Source organism: Brevibacillus schisleri, from assembly GCF_055685845.1.
This window is the reverse complement of sequence record NZ_JBVNDM010000001.1, coordinates 4559024-4576757: the sequence shown is the minus strand read 5'-3', so window position 1 is coordinate 4576757 and position 17734 is coordinate 4559024. Positions and strand designations below refer to the sequence as shown.

At 43.7% G+C, this 17734-nt stretch carries 34 protein-coding genes; 31 read left to right on the top strand and 3 right to left on the bottom strand.

The features are described 5' to 3' along the window. Nucleotides 1–46 precede the first annotated feature (46 nt). The 4 genes from ACUUHJ_RS21610 (at nt 47) to ACUUHJ_RS21595 (ending at nt 1436) form a co-directional block, all read left to right on the top strand. On the top strand, nt 47–169 hold the full coding sequence (locus ACUUHJ_RS21610; RefSeq protein ID WP_275553039.1) for a hypothetical protein: 123 nt from the start codon (nt 47–49) through the stop codon (nt 167–169). After that, the gene (locus ACUUHJ_RS21605) at nt 166–585 is read left to right on the top strand and encodes a RusA family crossover junction endodeoxyribonuclease (RefSeq protein WP_472299904.1); all 420 of its coding nucleotides are present in this window, start codon (nt 166–168) and stop codon (nt 583–585) included. The genes ACUUHJ_RS21610 and ACUUHJ_RS21605 overlap by 4 nt, the downstream gene beginning before the upstream one ends. Nucleotides 586–599: 14 nt before the next feature. Next, complete coding sequence (gene dut, locus ACUUHJ_RS21600) at nt 600–1127, top strand: dUTP diphosphatase (RefSeq protein WP_472299903.1); 528 nt, start codon at nt 600–602, stop codon at nt 1125–1127. 63 nt (nt 1128–1190) lie between these two features. Further along, the gene (locus ACUUHJ_RS21595) at nt 1191–1436 is read left to right on the top strand and encodes a hypothetical protein (protein WP_472299902.1); all 246 of its coding nucleotides are present in this window, start codon (nt 1191–1193) and stop codon (nt 1434–1436) included. On the opposite strand, the gene ACUUHJ_RS21590 is transcribed toward ACUUHJ_RS21595, so the two are convergent. Then, nucleotides 1420–1647, bottom strand: a complete 228-nt coding sequence (locus ACUUHJ_RS21590) for a hypothetical protein (protein WP_472299901.1) — start codon at nt 1645–1647, stop codon at nt 1420–1422. The two genes, ACUUHJ_RS21595 and ACUUHJ_RS21590, sit on opposite strands and share 17 nt — an antisense overlap. A 47-nt stretch (nt 1648–1694) precedes the next feature. Here ACUUHJ_RS21590 and ACUUHJ_RS21585 point away from each other — a divergent pair, with 47 nt between their 5' ends. The 5 genes from ACUUHJ_RS21585 to ACUUHJ_RS21565 all read left to right on the top strand — a co-directional run bounded on the left by ACUUHJ_RS21585 (nt 1695) and on the right by ACUUHJ_RS21565 (nt 4129). Continuing rightward, on the top strand, nt 1695–2237 hold the full coding sequence (locus tag ACUUHJ_RS21585) for a tyrosine-type recombinase/integrase (RefSeq protein WP_472299900.1): 543 nt from the start codon (nt 1695–1697) through the stop codon (nt 2235–2237). Between the two features lie 47 nt (nt 2238–2284). Next, nucleotides 2285–2650 (top strand): hypothetical protein, encoded by a 366-nt coding sequence (locus ACUUHJ_RS21580; protein WP_472299899.1) that lies wholly within the window; start codon nt 2285–2287, stop codon nt 2648–2650. Between the two features lie 50 nt (nt 2651–2700). Continuing rightward, nucleotides 2701–2997, top strand: coding sequence for a hypothetical protein (locus ACUUHJ_RS21575; protein ID WP_472299898.1), 297 nt, complete (start codon nt 2701–2703; stop codon nt 2995–2997). A 40-nt stretch (nt 2998–3037) separates the two neighbouring features. After that, nucleotides 3038–3268: a hypothetical protein gene (locus tag ACUUHJ_RS21570; RefSeq protein WP_472299897.1), complete on the top strand. Its 231-nt coding sequence runs from the start codon at nt 3038–3040 to the stop codon at nt 3266–3268. Between the two features lie 300 nt (nt 3269–3568). Further along, on the top strand, nt 3569–4129 hold the full coding sequence (locus ACUUHJ_RS21565; protein WP_472299896.1) for a hypothetical protein: 561 nt from the start codon (nt 3569–3571) through the stop codon (nt 4127–4129). 38 nt (nt 4130–4167) lie between these two features. Here the strand turns inward: ACUUHJ_RS21565 and ACUUHJ_RS21560 are convergent, their stop codons facing one another. Then, the gene (locus ACUUHJ_RS21560; RefSeq protein WP_472299895.1) at nt 4168–4491 is read right to left on the bottom strand and encodes an immunity protein TriTu family protein; all 324 of its coding nucleotides are present in this window, start codon (nt 4489–4491) and stop codon (nt 4168–4170) included. Between the two features lie 215 nt (nt 4492–4706). On the opposite strand from ACUUHJ_RS21560, the gene ACUUHJ_RS21555 reads away from it, so the two are divergent. Next, nucleotides 4707–5168 (top strand): hypothetical protein, encoded by a 462-nt coding sequence (locus ACUUHJ_RS21555; RefSeq protein ID WP_472299894.1) that lies wholly within the window; start codon nt 4707–4709, stop codon nt 5166–5168. Between the two features lie 55 nt (nt 5169–5223). Here the strand turns inward: ACUUHJ_RS21555 and ACUUHJ_RS21550 are convergent, their stop codons facing one another. Continuing rightward, nucleotides 5224–5394 carry a hypothetical protein gene (locus ACUUHJ_RS21550; protein WP_472299893.1) on the bottom strand — a complete coding sequence of 57 codons (171 nt, stop codon included), beginning with the start codon at nt 5392–5394 and terminating at the stop codon, nt 5224–5226. Nucleotides 5395–5930: 536 nt separating this feature from the next. Here ACUUHJ_RS21550 and ACUUHJ_RS21545 point away from each other — a divergent pair. The 21 genes from ACUUHJ_RS21545 (at nt 5931) to ACUUHJ_RS21445 (ending at nt 17729) form a co-directional block, all read left to right on the top strand. Continuing rightward, the gene (locus ACUUHJ_RS21545) at nt 5931–6197 is read left to right on the top strand and encodes a hypothetical protein (RefSeq protein ID WP_472299892.1); all 267 of its coding nucleotides are present in this window, start codon (nt 5931–5933) and stop codon (nt 6195–6197) included. A 39-nt stretch (nt 6198–6236) separates the two neighbouring features. Continuing rightward, nucleotides 6237–6494: a hypothetical protein gene (locus tag ACUUHJ_RS21540; RefSeq protein WP_472299891.1), complete on the top strand. Its 258-nt coding sequence runs from the start codon at nt 6237–6239 to the stop codon at nt 6492–6494. Nucleotides 6495–6526: 32 nt separating this feature from the next. Next, nucleotides 6527–6727, top strand: a complete 201-nt coding sequence (locus tag ACUUHJ_RS21535) for a hypothetical protein (protein ID WP_472299890.1) — start codon at nt 6527–6529, stop codon at nt 6725–6727. Nucleotides 6728–7062: 335 nt separating this feature from the next. Further along, nucleotides 7063–7539: a hypothetical protein gene (locus tag ACUUHJ_RS21530; RefSeq protein ID WP_472299889.1), complete on the top strand. Its 477-nt coding sequence runs from the start codon at nt 7063–7065 to the stop codon at nt 7537–7539. 13 nt (nt 7540–7552) lie between these two features. After that, a complete protein-coding gene (locus tag ACUUHJ_RS21525) occupies nt 7553–7774 on the top strand; it encodes a hypothetical protein (protein WP_472299888.1) in 222 nt (73 codons plus the stop codon). Beyond that, entirely contained in the window at nt 7758–8090 is a 333-nt protein-coding gene (locus ACUUHJ_RS21520) for a hypothetical protein (protein ID WP_472299887.1), read from the top strand. Before ACUUHJ_RS21525 ends, ACUUHJ_RS21520 begins: the two co-directional genes overlap by 17 nt. 31 nt (nt 8091–8121) lie before the next feature. After that, nucleotides 8122–8331, top strand: a complete 210-nt coding sequence (locus tag ACUUHJ_RS21515; RefSeq protein WP_472299886.1) for a hypothetical protein — start codon at nt 8122–8124, stop codon at nt 8329–8331. 27 nt (nt 8332–8358) lie between these two features. Next, nucleotides 8359–8559, top strand: coding sequence for a hypothetical protein (locus ACUUHJ_RS21510; protein ID WP_472299885.1), 201 nt, complete (start codon nt 8359–8361; stop codon nt 8557–8559). Between the two features lie 25 nt (nt 8560–8584). Further along, complete coding sequence (locus ACUUHJ_RS21505) at nt 8585–8755, top strand: hypothetical protein (protein WP_472299884.1); 171 nt, start codon at nt 8585–8587, stop codon at nt 8753–8755. A gap of 4 nt (nt 8756–8759) precedes the next feature. Next, complete coding sequence (locus ACUUHJ_RS21500) at nt 8760–8975, top strand: hypothetical protein (protein WP_472299883.1); 216 nt, start codon at nt 8760–8762, stop codon at nt 8973–8975. 37 nt (nt 8976–9012) lie between these two features. Continuing rightward, the gene (locus ACUUHJ_RS21495) at nt 9013–9255 is read left to right on the top strand and encodes a DUF1653 domain-containing protein (protein ID WP_472299882.1); all 243 of its coding nucleotides are present in this window, start codon (nt 9013–9015) and stop codon (nt 9253–9255) included. A gap of 5 nt (nt 9256–9260) precedes the next feature. After that, a complete protein-coding gene (locus tag ACUUHJ_RS21490) occupies nt 9261–9614 on the top strand; it encodes a dATP/dGTP diphosphohydrolase domain-containing protein (RefSeq protein WP_472299881.1) in 354 nt (117 codons plus the stop codon). Nucleotides 9615–9626: 12 nt separating this feature from the next. After that, entirely contained in the window at nt 9627–10097 is a 471-nt protein-coding gene (locus tag ACUUHJ_RS21485) for a hypothetical protein (protein ID WP_472299880.1), read from the top strand. A 559-nt stretch (nt 10098–10656) separates the two neighbouring features. Further along, complete coding sequence (locus ACUUHJ_RS21480) at nt 10657–10872, top strand: hypothetical protein (RefSeq protein ID WP_199927639.1); 216 nt, start codon at nt 10657–10659, stop codon at nt 10870–10872. A 392-nt stretch (nt 10873–11264) separates the two neighbouring features. Beyond that, nucleotides 11265–12113, top strand: a complete 849-nt coding sequence (locus ACUUHJ_RS21475; RefSeq protein ID WP_472299879.1) for a phage terminase small subunit-related protein — start codon at nt 11265–11267, stop codon at nt 12111–12113. A 236-nt stretch (nt 12114–12349) separates the two neighbouring features. Next, the gene (locus tag ACUUHJ_RS21470) at nt 12350–13630 is read left to right on the top strand and encodes a PBSX family phage terminase large subunit (RefSeq protein ID WP_472299878.1); all 1281 of its coding nucleotides are present in this window, start codon (nt 12350–12352) and stop codon (nt 13628–13630) included. A 16-nt stretch (nt 13631–13646) separates the two neighbouring features. Continuing rightward, nucleotides 13647–15200, top strand: coding sequence for a phage portal protein (locus ACUUHJ_RS21465; protein WP_472299877.1), 1554 nt, complete (start codon nt 13647–13649; stop codon nt 15198–15200). A 64-nt stretch (nt 15201–15264) separates the two neighbouring features. Then, the gene (locus tag ACUUHJ_RS21460; RefSeq protein ID WP_472299876.1) at nt 15265–15906 is read left to right on the top strand and encodes a phage head morphogenesis protein; all 642 of its coding nucleotides are present in this window, start codon (nt 15265–15267) and stop codon (nt 15904–15906) included. A 14-nt stretch (nt 15907–15920) separates the two neighbouring features. Further along, the gene (locus tag ACUUHJ_RS21455; protein ID WP_472299875.1) at nt 15921–16103 is read left to right on the top strand and encodes a hypothetical protein; all 183 of its coding nucleotides are present in this window, start codon (nt 15921–15923) and stop codon (nt 16101–16103) included. A 238-nt stretch (nt 16104–16341) separates the two neighbouring features. After that, complete coding sequence (locus ACUUHJ_RS21450; protein WP_472299874.1) at nt 16342–16485, top strand: hypothetical protein; 144 nt, start codon at nt 16342–16344, stop codon at nt 16483–16485. Continuing rightward, nucleotides 16482–17729: a DUF2213 domain-containing protein gene (locus ACUUHJ_RS21445; RefSeq protein ID WP_472299873.1), complete on the top strand. Its 1248-nt coding sequence runs from the start codon at nt 16482–16484 to the stop codon at nt 17727–17729. Before ACUUHJ_RS21450 ends, ACUUHJ_RS21445 begins: the two co-directional genes overlap by 4 nt. The last annotated feature ends 5 nt before the right edge of the window (nt 17730–17734 follow it).

Here is a 17734-nt window from a genome sequence, read left to right as displayed (position 1 = left end):
GTTTCATTTCAAGATTCATACAATAATTTGAATGTGAGGGATGAGTATGGGGAAGAAAGGCCCGCCAATCACGATCATTCCGAAAGCAGTAAGTGACTGGATAAGAGAGTCGAGCAATTTGTCCAAGGTGAACAACTGGAAAAAGGGTGGAGGGAAGCCGCAAAAATGACTACAGATAGCGCGGCAAAAAAATTCCTATTCAGTATCGATCCGATGGGCGCCGTACGGACAACTCGGAGACAACAGTATGTAGATGAACGGGCTATTAGATACAGGGATTACAAATTGATAATCGCCCATGCTGCGCTGGAGCAAATGCGAGGTATGGCCAAGCTGACTTCGGCACTAGCCCTAAAGATTGTTTTCATAATGCCAATACCGGCTAGTTGGAGCAAAAAGAAACGCTGGGATGCTTTGGAGAAGCCTCACACAAGTACGCCTGATTTAGACAACCTCATCAAAGGCTGTACAGACGCATTAAACAAGGTTGTTTGGTTAGATGACAAGCAGATCGTTTCTGTAGATGCAACGAAAACTTATGGATTCGAACCACGGATCGAACTGTACGTTACTGAAATTTCCTAAAGGGGATGAATTGATTGGAACAGGTTCAAAAGGTGAATGTGCAAATCAAAAAACTCCATCAAGATGCAGTAGTGCCGCAATATGCTAGGGCAATGGATGCTGGATTTGATTTAGTGGCAGTGGATGATGTGCTTATAAAACCTGGGGAAACGAAGAAGGTTCCCACAGGATTAGCCTTCGCGTTACCAGAGGGTTTCGAATTGCAGATTAGAAATCGTTCAGGTGTAGATTCAAAAACGAAGTTGCGTGTATCAAATTCACCAGGAACTGTAGATGCGGGTTATCGTGGTGAAGTTTCTGTAATCATGGACAACATTAGTCAATTGAAACCGAATATGGTTGCTGGAGAGTTTGTTTTCATTGATGGAAGAGATGCACTTGGTAAGGAGCATGACAGGGGCTCCTACATCATCCAAAAAGGCGACAAGGTTGCGCAAGGTGTAATCGCTGTAGTGCCTATCGCGCAATTTGAAGTGGTGGACAAGCTTGACGAAACGGAACGGGGGACAGGGGCATTTGGCAGCTCGGGGGTGAGAGCGTGACTCGCGAACAGTGGATGGAATGGCAAAGGAAAGTCATTCGTGAAGAGATGAGGGACGAAGCCAATGAAAGGGCATAAGAAACCTCCAATTAACAACAACAAGACGATGCGTCCAGTGGATGTCGGCAACTTGCAAAGGGCAGCTTCCGAAACCGCAGAACAAGCTAAAGGCATCGTATATGAAGCGCTGCGCCAAGAATTCGGATTTGGTCCAGCGAGGATTGCAAAACTGCAATCGGTAGTAGCTGAGATGGAACGCCTCAAAAGCTTTGAAGCCTGGGTTGACTTTTACATCAAACAGAAGAATTAGGATAAGCCCCCCCATGGCTGCCAAATAGCTCATGAACATGACGATACACTCGCACATGCATGTCAGGGAACACAAAAGCAATGGTTCCTTCATCAAGAGTCAATCTGTTAGATGGCTGCTCAATCACAAAAGGTATCTCGATAGCTTGTAGAGTCTCTTTCAAATAACCAACATCAGACCAAGGCACAGAATAGTAAAACGACTTTTCCATACGAAACACTCCTTTTTCTCATCATATCGCACTAGGGAGGGAATCGCATGAATTTCGTTGAGCCGATACGTGACCCAGGAAAGATTGAGGATATGAAAAGACTTCTGTTACAGCAATCGAAACGGAACTACTTTTTGTTCGTGATGGGTATCAACACAGGATTGCGAATCTCTGATCTGTTGCCTTTAAAAGTACGAGATGTAAAAGGGAAAAGTCATCTGCTTATCAATGAGAAGAAGACGAAGAAACGAAAGAAATTCAAACTGAATGCAGATCTGAGGAAAGAAATTGCCCAATACGTCATGGGAAAAGAGCCAGAATCATATCTGTTCGCCTCGTCGAAACGGACGCAGCCAATTACCCGGGTACGATCGTACCAAATCATAAACGGCACGGCTGCAAAATTGGGGCTAACTGAGATTGGCTGCCACACAATGCGGAAGACGTTCGGGTATTTCTTCTACAAACGCACCCGGGACATTGCGACACTCCAATTAATTTTCAACCACAGTCATCCGCAAATTACGTTGAGGTATATAGGCATTAACCAAGACATTATGGATGAGGCTGTAGAGCAATTCAGCCTTTGAGGTTAGGAACACAAGCTCAATTATGTTAAATCGGGAGGTTAAATATCATGAATGAAGTCAAACGGATGTATCTAAAAGGTCTGATTTCAGCATCGTATCGGATGGCTAGCAGCCTTCTTAGTAAAGAGGAAGATGAACTGACCGTTCAAGAATCTGGATTGTTGAGTGCTGTAAACCACTGCGCTGAATTCAATATATCAGACAAATCGGTGGATGATATCGGCAGGAAAGTTTCGGTTTTTACAAATAAAGCACTGGTTGGCGTATATGGATACGATGAAATTTTCGGCAAGCGTGATTTGGTTTCAACTGGAACAGTAATCGATTTGAATGATGAGAAGTATGTCGTTCTTAATCTCATGTTGAAATCAGACAAGCAGATCACTTTGGAAGTAAAAGGTCCAGCAAAATAAAAAATGCTCAGGGAGATAAGGCGGCGATAAGTTTGAGGAAAACGGAACGATTGATGTTATCTAAGATTTACGAATACGCCAATGCGGTTCCTAATTTCAGAAACAACATGGACTTGAAGGGATACTCCTCTTTCAGGCACGACTCTATAGAGCTTGCTGATTTTATCTCGAAAATGTCGTACGCCTTGTTGATGTACGGAACACCAGACGAGGACAAAGGTTATTGGAAAAGTGAATTTGACGAGCTCCTGACCGACTTAGAAGACTTCATAAGGTTTCGCAAGGAAGAAGGGTGGAAGGGAAGTTCAAACGCGAGATACAAAACAGCGGTTTCCAAATGGTATTGAACAAAATGCTCATTAAGTAAAAGTTGAGGAGGACATGATAATGAAAAAAACATATTCAGATAAAGTAGATAAGCGCAAGATACGTAGGTTGAAAAGACGTATGGCCAAAAAAGTGAAGTTTATGAATTTAGATGAAGGGCGTCTCCTGTTTTCGGAGCAAACAGATGAAATTAGAGAGTATGAAAAGCGCATCAAATCTCTATCAAATCAGCATCTCTTAAATGAGAAATATGAGATTAGGCATTCTTCAATGATAACACAGGGATTATAACTCGGTGTGATCGGGTGGATACAGTAATGCTCATTATGTGAAAAGGGATGATTCCGATGGTGGATTGGTTAGCTGGATTAATTACTAATCCTTTAGGATATTTGTTGCTTTGCTTGGTGATTGCTTTAGTTGTGACTGGCTTTCTATATTACAGATGTGAAGTTTTCTTTACCGATATGGGTGAGTCTTAACTCAAGATTGTTAAACTTTCCACTTTGATAACGGTAACTAAAATCAATTGAAAATAAATGGATATGGTTATATGATATTAGTAACTGAAATCAAAGTGGAGTGATATGCATGTCTAAATCTAAACGTGGTGGTAAAAGAGAAGGTGCGGGAAGAAAAAAGCAAGGAATCATACGAAAAGTATCCATAAATATGCCTCAAGAATTTTGGGACTTTGCAGACAGCTTTGAAACTTTCACAGATTGCATCAAGGAACTATGGACAGTAAAAGAAGAAAATAGTAACCGAAATCAAAAGGTAGATAACGGTTACCACAATCAAAGCGAAGAAATAAGCAGCCAAGATCAATCTGATGAAATCAGTAACCAAATTCATATAGAATCATCTGGTAACCACTATCAACCGACTGATTCTGAAAAAAGGAAGCTTACGAAAGAATCAAAGTACATCTTCGATGTGATTGGCATGTATTCTGATCCAACTGTGGTCATTGTAGGTAGGTTTGAGAGAATCGGTCCTAAACTGGCACCACTGCTATTTGAAAAGTTGCTTACTAGGAAGTTTGAAGAAAAACATATAGCTACAATACATGAGTCGTGGAATAAGTACATTGCAAATCAGCAGGAGTTGGAAGAGTTTAGAAGACAGAGAGCCTGGAGCGCCAAGAGATAAAAGAAAGGAAAGAGTAATTTATCAAATTGTGTACTGTGTCAAAGCTTTAAGCCACTTTGAAGGGCTTGGAAATAGTCTGAAGTGATTTCGTCTAAGTTGGTATTGCAGTCTATTTTCTCAAGATACTTCCAATAAATTAATTCCTCAGACTCGATATGAAGCACTTCCATTTCAAATTGTTGTGACTCCCAAACAAGGATATGGCCAAAACAGTGTGGCGATTCATGTAAAACTTTTGATGATGGATCCGCGATCCTTGTGCCGTTTACAAATTCATGGGTGGTAATTTCGGAAGTGACATTAAGTAATTTTAGGGAAAGAGATCTGTCTTTAGCCCATTCACGGAAAATATCTAAAAGCATTGGCAGTACCATCCAATCATTGAAAAGTGATGAAGTAAGTATATCACAGGATAATTTTAGGAATTGATAGCACTATTTACTCAATAGTTATTCAGGAAAGGCGGGTCCGAATGGTGAAGTGCCACGCTTGCGGCGGTAAGGGTACTTTTGATCAGCATGAAACGTGTTTATATTGCGAAGGCAGAGGAATACAAGAAATTGGGGAGGAAAAAACGATGGAAAATAAAGGTCTGATCGTGAAATACGATGTGCGCAAAGTGGACAATGGGGAGCTGGTAAACAACTGCTTTGTTCTCCGTCCAGATAAAGATGGGGCGGCATTCACTGCGTTGAAGGCTTACGCTGAGAAAACCGCTAACGAAGAGCTGCGCAAAGACATAAATCAATGGCTCGATTCCATCCTGGCTGAGAAGACCAAAGAATTGAAAGCTTTTGCTATTGGACCGGATCGTTATGAGGTAGTCGTCGGATATGACCGGGAATCAGTGGTTGAGTGGTACAAGCAGCAAACCAGGATAAGCGAGGCTGATTTTGCCGAATATGAAATTGACGAGTATCCGATGGATAAGCCAGTTCAGATCGATGCCAGAAACGGTATGGGACGGGAAATCATAACCCTGCGCGAGTACATTAGCGATGTGAAAGACTTTCCTTGCCTGGCCTGGTTTATGGACTGATTAACAAAACGGTAATTTTGAGAAGAAAAAAGAGCGGAAATGCTTATCCGCTCTGCTAGTCCCACTTTTCAGGCGACAAACGGTAGTCTATCAACTTTCTAGCGTCGTCCGTCGTTTCAACTAATTTAGAACGCAGCGTGCCAAAATCAACACGGAAACCATTTTCATCAGCATACTGCAAAATCACATAGCCTCTATACGTCTCGATATCTTTACGATCAAGCATTATGTTCACCGTCCGTTCGCTTGATAGATACACATATTTCCATTTTGGAGGCTGACGGTCAGGTTGTCAATGAATTGGGAACACAACACCTTTCCTGTACTTGTTCGCACAGGGTAAGAAATTGGTCAAACGCTTAGTGCATCGATAATTTGGATAAATGGGGTGATTAAAATGAACGACCCTAAAGCGTATATTGCTCGAGACAACTGGGGCGACCATGGCAGCAGAGTTGTGTTCGCACATACTCCAGGGCAAGCGAAGAATAATGCGGTTGGTGAATTTGAAGGATGGGTCGAGTTCCTTGATATCCGAATCCGGCGTGCACCCGAATACGACATGTATTGGGAACTAGGAGAAGTACCTAAGCGTGTGTTGTTAGCGGATGGCTGGCACTGGGAATGCCACGGATGCAGTACGCACGCATATGAGGACAACGCCGTTGTTATCGATAACGTAGTCTGGTGCAAAAGATGTGCAGGACCTAAAGCGAAAGCTGTGTAACACATCACACGATTTGTTAAAAAGGAGGGAACGACTTGAAACAAGTTATCGAGTACATGGAAAAGCTCGTTGAGGACATGGAAGACATGCTGCACTGGGGAATAGAGGGGATCGTCGAAGTGCAAGAGCTGACAGAAGGGGATAAGGCTTACGGGGTAATTGTTGGTGATGTTACTCGATACACGAAACAAGATGACGGGTTCATTTGGCAGAAGGTCGGCTACTGCGGTGACGATTACAGCGGGTTCATTTTGAAGCCTTTGGAGGGAAACAAATACCTTAAAGTCAGTTTCGAATGCTGATTGAACACAACAATCGATTTGTAAAGGTGGGATATGGAAATGGACAAGCAAGAAGCAATTGACTTGATAAATACGCTTGAAGTATTGGACTACGAAGCTGATGGCGAAGCGCTTTATTACGCCAACGTTGACTTGAACAGCAAAACCATCGGTGTGTTGAAGTCTCTCGGCTATTCGGAAGAGTGGATTCACAAGAACGCTATAAGTGATTCGGAGTTTGATTTGACCAACGTCGTGTGGAAATACGCACAATGGTGGGACGGAGACGAATTTGTCTTGGAGAGACCCGATTACTAAAGCTATCGAATGGATTTGGAAGGGGTGATTTTATGATTGGACAAGGACATAAACGCGATGATGATCTTGAGCTACTTAATGAATTAATCGAAGCAAGTTTGCGAGAAAAAGGATACGAAGTAACGCGATATGAGGATACAAAACATTCAACCACAGCTTACAGAGGGCTATTTATCAAAGCGACGAATGGGCGTGTATTTACGGTAAGCATGAATGAAAAGTGGAAAGGTTGATTTTACAAAACATTACTTTTGAAAAACGAGGTGGAAAAGCGATGGCAAAAGCGTTTAGATCATTTGTTGATCTACCAGTAGGGAAAAACATTATGATCGGTGACATTGTTCCATATTCCAATTTTCCGCATGGGGTAGTGATTAAGGCTATTACGGAAATTCAGTTCTTTGAAAATAACATGCGGATATTTTGCTTGATGGATTCGCATCATGTAATACCAAAATGCAATCAATGTGGGGAGCTTCGAAGATGTTGCAGCAAGTGTTCATGAAGACTTGAAAGTTGTCAAAACTCACGTAAATTATTCCAAAAATTATTCCTGGGAGTGTTTTGGATGACGACTTATAACCTGTTGCTAGTGGAAGATCGGCTTTACATCTATATGGGATGCGACGAACAAGACCCACTTTATCAATACGCATACGATGGGTTACCAAATCGCATCGAGATCGGGGAAGCAGAGATCGTCGGGACGGTGGAGCTGACACCGGAACAACTGGAGAAAATTCAGGCTGAGTATGAAAACGGCGGCGAATGCGGATGGTGCGGCGAGATAGCAAAGAATCTGCGACCGTCACACATGTTCGACTTTGCTCCAGGAAAGAAGATGTGCAAGAACTGCTGGAACCATGATCGTGGAGTTTACTTGGGCAGCTACGGAGAAGACATTGGACAGTTTGATGAGAAGGACGACAGCAAGCAATGTGTGGCATGCAAGAACTTTATTGATGGTAAAAGACTCCTAAAGCTTGATGATGAAAATTTTGAATGCGAAGACTGCGCTCAACACATGAGCGACATGGCTCCATAGGGAGGGGAACGGGATGAACTGGCAATTAAGTCGTAGCGGAAACACTGGAATCAACATTCTATCTGAGGAAGGGAAGTGGATTGGAGCACTTTACACTCCCAAGCCAAACAATGAAGTGCGGGCTATCCAAAAAGCACCTGAAATGCTTGCTGTGCTTAAAAAATCAAGCGATCCAGAAGCTGTAGAATTGGTAAGTTTCATTGAAGGGTGGGGACGGGATGCTAGCAGGACGTGAGTTGGATTTGAAAGTCGCAAAGGCTCTTGGGTGGAGGGTGTCAGAGTACGATGGAATCTTTTGCGATGAGAATGGCCATGTGATCGATGAGCCTAAGTTTTCCACTACAGGGGATGGAATGATAAGACTAATCGAAGAAGCGCGGAAACAAGGCATTTGGCTGGATCACGAAACCTTTGCAGATGGATATGAAGTGAATGCCTCCGTTTATCGAAGCAAACACGCTAGGACTGTTCTCGCCGATTCAATGTTCAGATCGGAGGACTTGGCTGCTGAATACGCTCGGGTCTACATCAAAGCTAAAGAGGCTATTTAACAAAAGAGAATTGTGATGAGGTGTGCCGTCAATGAAATGGTGGGACAGGCTTCAATGGAAACGAAAAAAGAAGAAGGCGCTTCGAAATATTCGTGAAGGGTTTGGCTTTTTCGGGATTTTCATGGTAGATCTTTCTGATGATGTGTTAGAGGAACAAATCTATAATGCAGCTCATCTATTTGGTGGAGCGTTCATAACTGCTGAAGAGGCTGTAGAAGCACTAAGGAAGCTGCGGATTTAAGAGAAATTGTGATGAGGAGAGTGTGGTATGGATAAGCCTAACGGAAAGCTAACACCAATTGAATGGGAAATGTTAATCGACGGCCTAGTGGCGCAAATGCCTTTCCAAATTAAATTGTATGTAGAGTCCTCGAAGTTGTTTAAGGCACGATTTGATGCACTGGTTGCAGCTGGCTTCAGCGAACCGCAGGCTTTGGAGATTGTGAAATCCCGGGGGATGGATATTTGAGGAATTGTGATGAGGAGGGAAGGTTATGGATGACCTTAATCTGAAAATCGCTGAAATGAGACTGGAAGAAATCAGAGTATATATGTCCAAAGCGTTCGGCACAGAGGAAACAAGGGAATCGGCGTTGGCAGTTGTCATAGAGAGTTTTTATAGCAGGCACTTTGACTCGATAATGAAATCCAAGGAAGCGAGCTGATTCGATGCAAAGCATACAGATTCCTGAAAATGCAGTACCAGTGTCATTTGATGTAGCTATGCTAAAGTATCAACTCGGCCATAAAGTTTTAGCTACGTCGTCAGACGGTGATACGGTGTATGCAGCCCAAGCTTATGCTAAATCTTGGGAAAACCTAGAACAAAGCGATCGTGAATTCAAAGAGTTCAAGAAACATGGAAAGTGGTATTGGTTAATTTAACATACTATTTCGTGTGATAAGAATGGAGGGAAAACAATTGAGAGAACTTCAATTTCAGCTTCAACACCACTCATTGTATCGACATTACAAGGGTAACCTTTATTATGCAGTCGGATTGGCTGAACACTCAGAAACGTGCGAATTGATGGTGGTGTACCATGCTTTGTACGGTGATAACGACATGTATGTTAGGTCGCTAGAAATGTTTCTTTCAGAGGTTGAGGAAGGCAAGGAGAATCCGACAGGTCAAAAATATCGTTTTGAACTAGCTCAGAGATAGGAACAATGATGCCTGCTGGAATCCGAGATGATAGACAACACAAAACGTTTGAAACGGGAGCAAAGCGAGATCGCGCACCAGGTAAAGGCAGATATGATTTACTCTCACCCATAGCAATGCGCCGAATAGCATTGCGAAGTGAATTAGGGGAGATAAAATACGGCGATGGACGCAATTGGGAAAAGGGAATGCCGATCGGTGAATTCATGGACAGTGCTTTGAGGCACATCTTTCAGTATATGGCTGGCGATACTCAAGAGGATCATTTGGCGGCAGCAGCCTGGAATCTTAATTGCGCCATGCACCTTGAAGAAACGATGCCGCAAATGCAGAACATCCCTGCTAGGCAGGAACAATAGGGAGGGGATAGCTTGACTGTGATAGATAACTTTGGTCACACCTATAGCGAACTGGTAGCAGAAATCAATATGTTAGAAACTAGGATGAATGACCTACTCACAGAAAGGCGATTTCTCCTGAAGAGCATGAATTCAACAGCACCAAAAGGAATGGGCGCGGTTGACTATTCAAAAGATCGGGTGCAGTCGAATTTCGTTCCATATACTCTGGATCGGATCGTGGAACGGATGAATAAGATCGATACCATGATTCAACAGGTGGACGAGCAGCTCAATGCAAAACGCGAGACGCTGGGTAAGTTAGATGCGATTTTGGCACAAATGGATGGCTTGGACTACAAGGTAGCTTTTATGAGGGACAAGTTGAATATGCGCTTGCATGAGATTGCAGATAAATTGGGATACAGCTACGCACATATCAAACGGGTGTCTAGTGGAATACGGAAGATGCCAAATCTCCAGAAAATGAAAAGTGCCAGATGAGAACAAAACATGCTACCACGATGCTACCGACAGCACAAAAATTTTAGTATAAACTAGGATATAAGCCAAGGTAAAGGGAAATGTTCGACTCCTGGAACTTAACAAGGGATCGTGGATATCCCGGTCGAGTAAAGCCGCTCAGAAATGGGCGGTTTTTTTATTGGAGGTGGGACTGATGAAATGGTTATTAAAATTTCTCAGACGTATGGCTCCATGTAATGAGCTTCAACCACGCAATCGTCAGGAAAGAAGGCGTGGACGATCATGGTAAATAGGGGTATAGGAAACAGGGACTAACTTTGTGAGGGTATGTTGCGACGTTTTTAATCTTTGTCTCGTGTGCTTCTTAATTCGATTACTCCAATCCTGGTTGCGATCATCCATGATCATAAACACCAAGCGCAGCTCATACCCGTTCTACCTCGGGCAACCGCGACCACAGTGGTGAAAGGATCGGATCGTGGCGGCAGCCTCACGCCGAAGTAAGTGGGGTGAATAGCCAAAAGTAACAGGAAAAACCTTCCTGATGTCGAAGTTAGTCACAAAGGGAGGGATTGTATTGAAAACGAGAGTGAGTTTAAGTAATGGGAAAGAGTACATTGTGCCATATGAAATGGAGACCCTTAACAAGGATTTCTTAACGCACAAAGATGGCACTTTGATTAATGGGATAGTTTATTTTTCTGGATTTGCAATAAATCCTAGCCACATAGCTGCTCTGGAAGACGTGAATGAAGAGCCGCGAAAAGTACGAGACAAGCCTCTGAATTTATAAGCACCTTAGTGGTGCTTTTTTCTTTTGTAAATTAAAAACGGGTTGTGGTAATTAATGTGGCCATTTAAAGAGAAACATGAAAAAGTCCTGAAGAAAGTCCAAGAGAACACATGTCGGCAATGTGTATTTTTCAGAGAATATATAACCCCTACAAAACTCATGCCAGATAAGACGGTGATTCACGGAGAAGTTGATCGGTGGGAATGCGTCCGGGGAAACTTTGTTTTGAACGATTTGACTCCCTGTGAACTATTCAGTTTTAACGGGCATTGGGGAAAGCGAATGTCGTTACCACATATAACTCCCCCACAAAAATCGGTCTCAGGTGTACAAGGGTCGAATGGCTGAATGAGCGTTAGATAAATAAAACAAACGGTGGTGGTGATTATGTAATGGCAAGAGCAAGAGATCCAAACCGAGACAAAGCATTTGAGCTATGGAAACAAGCTGATGGTGAAATCAAGCTAAAGGCTATAGCTGACCAGCTCGGCATATCTGAAGGCACTGTCCGAGGGTGGAAGAACAAGGACAAGTGGGAGAACGGAACAAACCGAACGTTCCAATCAAAGGAACGGAACGGAACGAAAAAAGGAACGGAACGCTCCGATAGAATGGATCGGAAAGCTGAAGATATATCGTGGACTGAGATAGAGAATGAGTATGTTACCGATATTCGGAGGAAACCTTGCAGTATGGAGAGTCTTGCTGAAAAATACGGCATTCCATATCCCACGGTTAGGGATTACGCAGTACGGTATCAGTGGACTGAAAAACGCGAGAATCATCGTCGGACTGTCGTAGAAAAAACCATAGAAAAGACAGCTGAGAAAGTCAGTGATGACATAGCACGTATAACGGCACGTCACCTTCGAGTATCTGATAAGCTTCTTTCTGTTATTGAAGAATCGCTTCAAGATGATGAACAGTTTTATAAATACGTAGAGAAGATCCGTTCCGGTTATGGCTCTGGTGTATTCGACGAGAAGGTTGAAGTAACCGTATTGGAATCGCTCAACGAATCAAAGCTTCTGAGTACCATTTCGGCTATGGAAAAGCTCCAAAAGATACAGCGTCAAACGCTTGGTGTCGTCGACGAAAAAGACCGCGCCAAGATCGAAATGGATCAACGGCGACTGTTTGGTGAAGGTGAAGAGGAAAGTGAAGACGATGGTTTCATTGAGGCACTTGATGGAAAGGTGCAAGAGATTTGGGATGACCATGAAGAGGATAACGAGGGATAAAATTTATGCATGATATATACATTTTCAGCTCGGGAAATAATTGACACAAAACGCTGTAAACCGCATTGTTAAGCGTTTTGCATAAAAGATGCATAAACACCAGTTATCCACATGTACGGTAAATGGCGTCATTATCGCATTTGTGGTGATGGCTCGAGTCCCGATAATATACATTATGTAACCTTAGGATGTATACGGTATTCATTTTGTTAGGAGGGAAAAAGGTGATGATGTAGATGGGAAAAGTTAAAGAGGCATCGTTTAGGTGGAGCCCTCTTTCGAAAAAACAACTCAAGGTTCTGACTTGGTGGCGATCTGGTTCTCCTGTAAAAGACAAGGATGCCATTATCTGTGATGGCTCCGTCCGCGCTGGGAAAACAGTGGTCATGTCCCTTTCTTTTGTGATGTGGGGAATGGAAACATTTGCTGGGCAAAACCTTGCTCTATGTGGAAAAACAATCGGTTCTCTTCGTAGGAACGTTGTTCAACCGCTGAAACGCACATTGAAGGGTAGAGGGTACAAAGTAAAGGATCACAGGTCTGAAAACTACTTAACGATCACCTTCAAAGGAAAATCAAATTACTTTTATTTGTTTGGCGGTAAGGACGAAAGCTCGCAAGACCTCATCCAAGGACTCACCTTGGCAGGGGTCTTTTTTGATGAAGTAGCTCTAATGCCTGAGTCATTTGTCAATCAGGCTACCTTGCGTTGTTCTGTTGATGGACATAAGTTCTGGTTCAACTGCAACCCCGCCGGACCATATCACTGGTTTAAGGTGGAATGGTTGGATAAAGCAGAAGAGAAGAACGTGCTGCACATCCATTTTACGATGGATGATAATCTTTCCCTGTCACCAAAGACAAGACAACGGTATATGAGCAGGTACAGTGGAATCTATTACAAGCGCTTCATACTCGGTCTGTGGGTGCTTGCACAAGGAATCATCTACGATATGTGGGATGATGACGAAAACACATTCGATGATGAGGACTTGCCTCCGGGCTTCAAACATCGATCTAGACGGTATATCACTGTTGACCACGGTACACAAAACGCGACGGTGTTTTTGGATGTCTATGATGACGGAGATACATGCTGGATTCTCAACGAATACTATTATGATGGTCGCGCTAAAGGGATTCAAAAAGAGGATTCACAATACGCTGATGACTTCGAAGAATTTGTTGGTAAGGAATTCATTCCGTCATTCACAATCATTGACCCATCCGCAGCAAGCTTTAAGGCCACTCTCCGCAATCGTGGATACAGAATTAAGGATGCTGACAATGATGTGGAAGATGGCATTCGCATGACACAAACAATGATTCTAAAACGAAAGTTGAAGGTCCATAAACGCAATTGCCCTAACTTCTTGAAGGAACGGGCTAGTTACATTTGGGACGAAAAGGCGCAACAGAGTGGAATAGAAAAGCCAGTTAAAAAGAATGACCACTGCATGGATGGAACGAGATATTTCGTAAAGACAATCATCACGCCGCGCCGTTTGGCTGGCTAAGAAAGGAGGGACATCATTGAGCAGACGTAAACACAAGCAGAAGACCAGAAACGTGGTGGCGGACGCTAAACAGACTCCAAAGAAGATTGAACCTAAGCAACCTAAAGGGCTGACGACAGACGCATTTCAGAACGTCCTAGCGCGCATGGGATTCGGCACGCCTAACTTGCTTGAAGGTACTGAATATCCGATCACACGGCTATCTCAAGATTATCAACTCATGAACAGTCTGTATCGAAGTCATTGGATCGTGCGCAAGATTATCGACACGATACCCGAGGACATGACGAGGAACTGGATCAGCATTACAACGCAGCTGCCGCCTGATGAGATCAGAAAACTGGACAAGCTATGGCGCGTGAGAAGGATACGACAAAAGATACTTCAGGGGCTAAAGTGGGGTCGGCTGTATGGCGGTGCTGCTGGCCTTATCATGATAGAGGGTCACGAAGACATCCTGTATGAACCATTGGACTACGATACAATTATGCCGGGCTCGTTAAAGGGCTTGATGATCGTTGATCGATGGTCAGGAATATACCCCAATCCTGAATTAGTCGATGACTTAGATGACCCGGAGTTCGGCTTACCTGAGTCGTACCAATTGACTCTTGAAGAAGGTCAGACATTAAGGGTCCATCACACCCGGATTATCCGATTTATGGGTCGTGAGTTGCCATATTGGGAAAAGCTTGCTGAGGTATATTGGGGCGCATCTGAGGTTGAGGTAGTCTTTGATGAATTGAAGAAACGAGACAATACATCCTGGAACATTGCCCAACTCATATTCTTGGCAAATCTCCGAGTGCTAAAGATGAAAGACATGGACCAAGCGTTGTCTATAGGTGATGAGCGAGCACAACGCGATCTTTACAACACAGTGACTGCACAAAATTGGCTCATGTCCAATATGGGCCTATACGTATTAGGTCACGAAGATGATTTTGCTACTCATCAATACACTTTCTCTGGCCTCAACGACATCTACGAGAGTTTCATGCTGGACGTTGCAGGAGCCTGTCAGATTCCAGTTACAAAACTATTTGGTCGGGCTCCTGCTGGAATGAATGCTACGGGTGAGTCAGATATGCAGAACTACTATGAAATCGTTCAGCAGCAGCAGGAATCGGTTTTAGGGCCAATCCTTGATAAGCTGCTACCGATCATGTGTATGTCTGAGTTTGGCGCTGTTCCTGATGACCTAGATTATGCCTTTAACCCAATACGAACACCGGATGACAAAGAGATTGCAGACCTTGCTGACAAGAAAACGAAATCGATTATCGAGACGTATAACGCGGGTCTTATTAGCCAAAAGATCGCCATGAAGGAACTGAAACAAATGTCCGACACGACTGGCATGTTCAGCAACATTACGGATGAGGATATTGAGAGCGCAGACGAAACCACTCATCAGGGCGAGTTAGGATTTGGTGGTGATTTAGACTATGGCGGATTTATGGGCACCGAAACGACGTATAGAACAAGCCTACCGACGAGCGATTCAACGGGCGTTAGTAAGTTTAGGCGAGTCCTTAACGGGATTAGAAGACGCCTCGGAAATTCTTAGGCGGATCAGGAATTACGTAAACACTCCTGGATTCATCGAGTATGCCGAAGCAGAAGCATTGAAAATGGTTACTCACCTCTTTAGTGATGCAGGCCGAACATGGAGACAAGCTGCTAAGCACAACAGCCATGGACGAGCTATCTATGAGGCGCTATTACGTGAAATGCACGGTCCGATTGGTATAGCTGTTCATTTACAGGTTCAACGGAATGCTGAAATCATCCGTTCCTTGCCAATCACCTTGGCTAATCAGGTTAATGAGCATGTTCTTAGGGAAGTTCTGAAGGGAACGCGTGCTGACGAGATTGCCAAACAGATCAAGTCGTATTTTCCCGAAGCGACTAAGGCCAAAGCAAACCTAATCGCTCGTACAGAAGTCAGCAAGACCTCTACAGCACTAACACAAGCTCGTGCCGAATCGGTAGGGGCTAATTGGTATATCTGGAGAACAAGTGAAGATTCAAGGGTGCGTAACTCGCATAAGATCATGGACGGCGTTTTGGTGAAATGGAACGCTCCTCCGTCTCCTGAAAAGCTAGATGGTCAAACTCGTACCTTTGGCAATTACAATGCTGGTGAAATCTTCAACTGTAGGTGCTATCCAGAACCTGTGATTGATTTGAGCTTGGTGAGTTGGCCAGCAAAGGTGTATTACAACGGAAGCATCCATCGAATGACACGCAAACAGTTTGAAAGAATCATGTAGGAGGGTGGTACGCCATGAGCGATCCGTCAGAATGGGATGAATTCGAAGCGCAAGTGACAGCGTTGCTTTCGAAATGGCGGACGATAAATGAGGCGCATCCCGGCTATCCTGGGCGATGCATCGGAGTCTGCGTAGTGGAAATAAACGAAATTGATGCTGTAGTTAAAAGGCGAGAGCAGTTCGATAAGAACATGTGAGGAATATGGGGATATCCTAAACGGAGCGTAAAGTTTTATACAAACTTATGCATGCTACGTTTACCATAATGCAGGTTATCGGACGCAATGATAATGCGAAAACGTTGATATATCGCGGTTTTAAGAGACTTGTATCATGAGTATTTCCCATCGATAACGACCATTTATACATTGTTTATGCAAATTAGGAGCTTTGAGAAAGCTTCTTTTTTTATTGCCTGAAAGGAGGTGAAAAACCTTGATAAATTTTACGAAAACAATAGATGGCGTGGAACAAACATTTGAATCTGCGTCCATTTTGCAGGTGATTAGTACTAACTCCAGTAGCGAACACGCTACGAGCGAAGAGCATTCTGCTTCAGAACAAGGTGCAGAGTCATGAGAGCATTTTACGGTTCACGATTCAGTAAAAACATGACGGAAACCCCAGAAGGATTCTTGATCTGTCATAACGTGCCGATCGCACGAACCGGATGGTATGAGTACCTGGATAGCGAACTTGGCATAGGTGACCAAGGGAAGATTGTGAAAGTTTATCGCAGCCCAGAGGAAGTATTCAATCCTGCTGCAATCGCCAGTTTTGAAGGGAAAATCCTTACTGATGAGCACCCGCCAGTCGCACTGTCTTCAGAGAATGCAACTTGGTACACAAAAGGCGCTGTTCAAAATGTTCGGCAAGGAAGGGACGAGAATATCGATCTTCTGATGGCTGATTTGGTTGTTTACGATCAGTCGCTAATCAGTGAGATTCAGGAAGGCAAAAGAGAAGTCTCCTGCGGATATGAATGCACCTATGAAGCAATGAGTGATGGAACATATCAACAAAAGGAGATTCGCGGTAACCATGTTGCTGTTGTAAAAAACGGCAGGGCTGGTGATCGTGTTGCGATACAAGATTCCAAAAACAAGGAGGAAAGATTAATGCAAAAGAAATTGAAATTGCCACAAAAAAAGCAATCACTAGTGACTGATTTTCTGGCTGCACTCGGCCTTAAACAGTTTGCTACAGATGCGGAACCAGAGGAAATCATGGATGCAGTAAGCGCCATGGCTGAGGAAAAAGGAATGTCAGATGAAGAACAGACTGGACATGAAGAAACAAAAGACTCTCAAGATCCAGCCATTCAAGCGTTAACCGAGCAAGTAGCAAAGCTCACAGAAATCGTAACTGCACTTTCGAAACCGGCAATTGATGAAAAGCCAGAAGACGCTATCGATGAACTGATTAGTGAACTCGAAAAAGAGGAAAAGCAAGCTGAAGACGATGAGGAAGAAAGCCACACTATCCCAGTCGAAAACATGATGGATGAAGATGGTCCAGTTGCTCCTGCTGAAGAACGCCCGCACAGCGCATTGGACAATGCATACAAGCTCGCGGCACTGAAAGCAATTAAGCCAGTTATTGCTGCTATCCCTGATCCAGCCCAACGCAAAGTGGCCACAGACGCAGCGATCGCAAGTATCAAGCAGAAATCAGGAAATAACACATACGCAGCAATCCAACGAGGACAACGTTCAGTTGCAAATGACAAACAAAAAGCTGCTGACAGCAAACAAATCGATCATGAGCAACTCGGCAAAGAATGGGCTAAGAAATTCAATCCTCATTACAAAGACCGCGCCTAATCGCG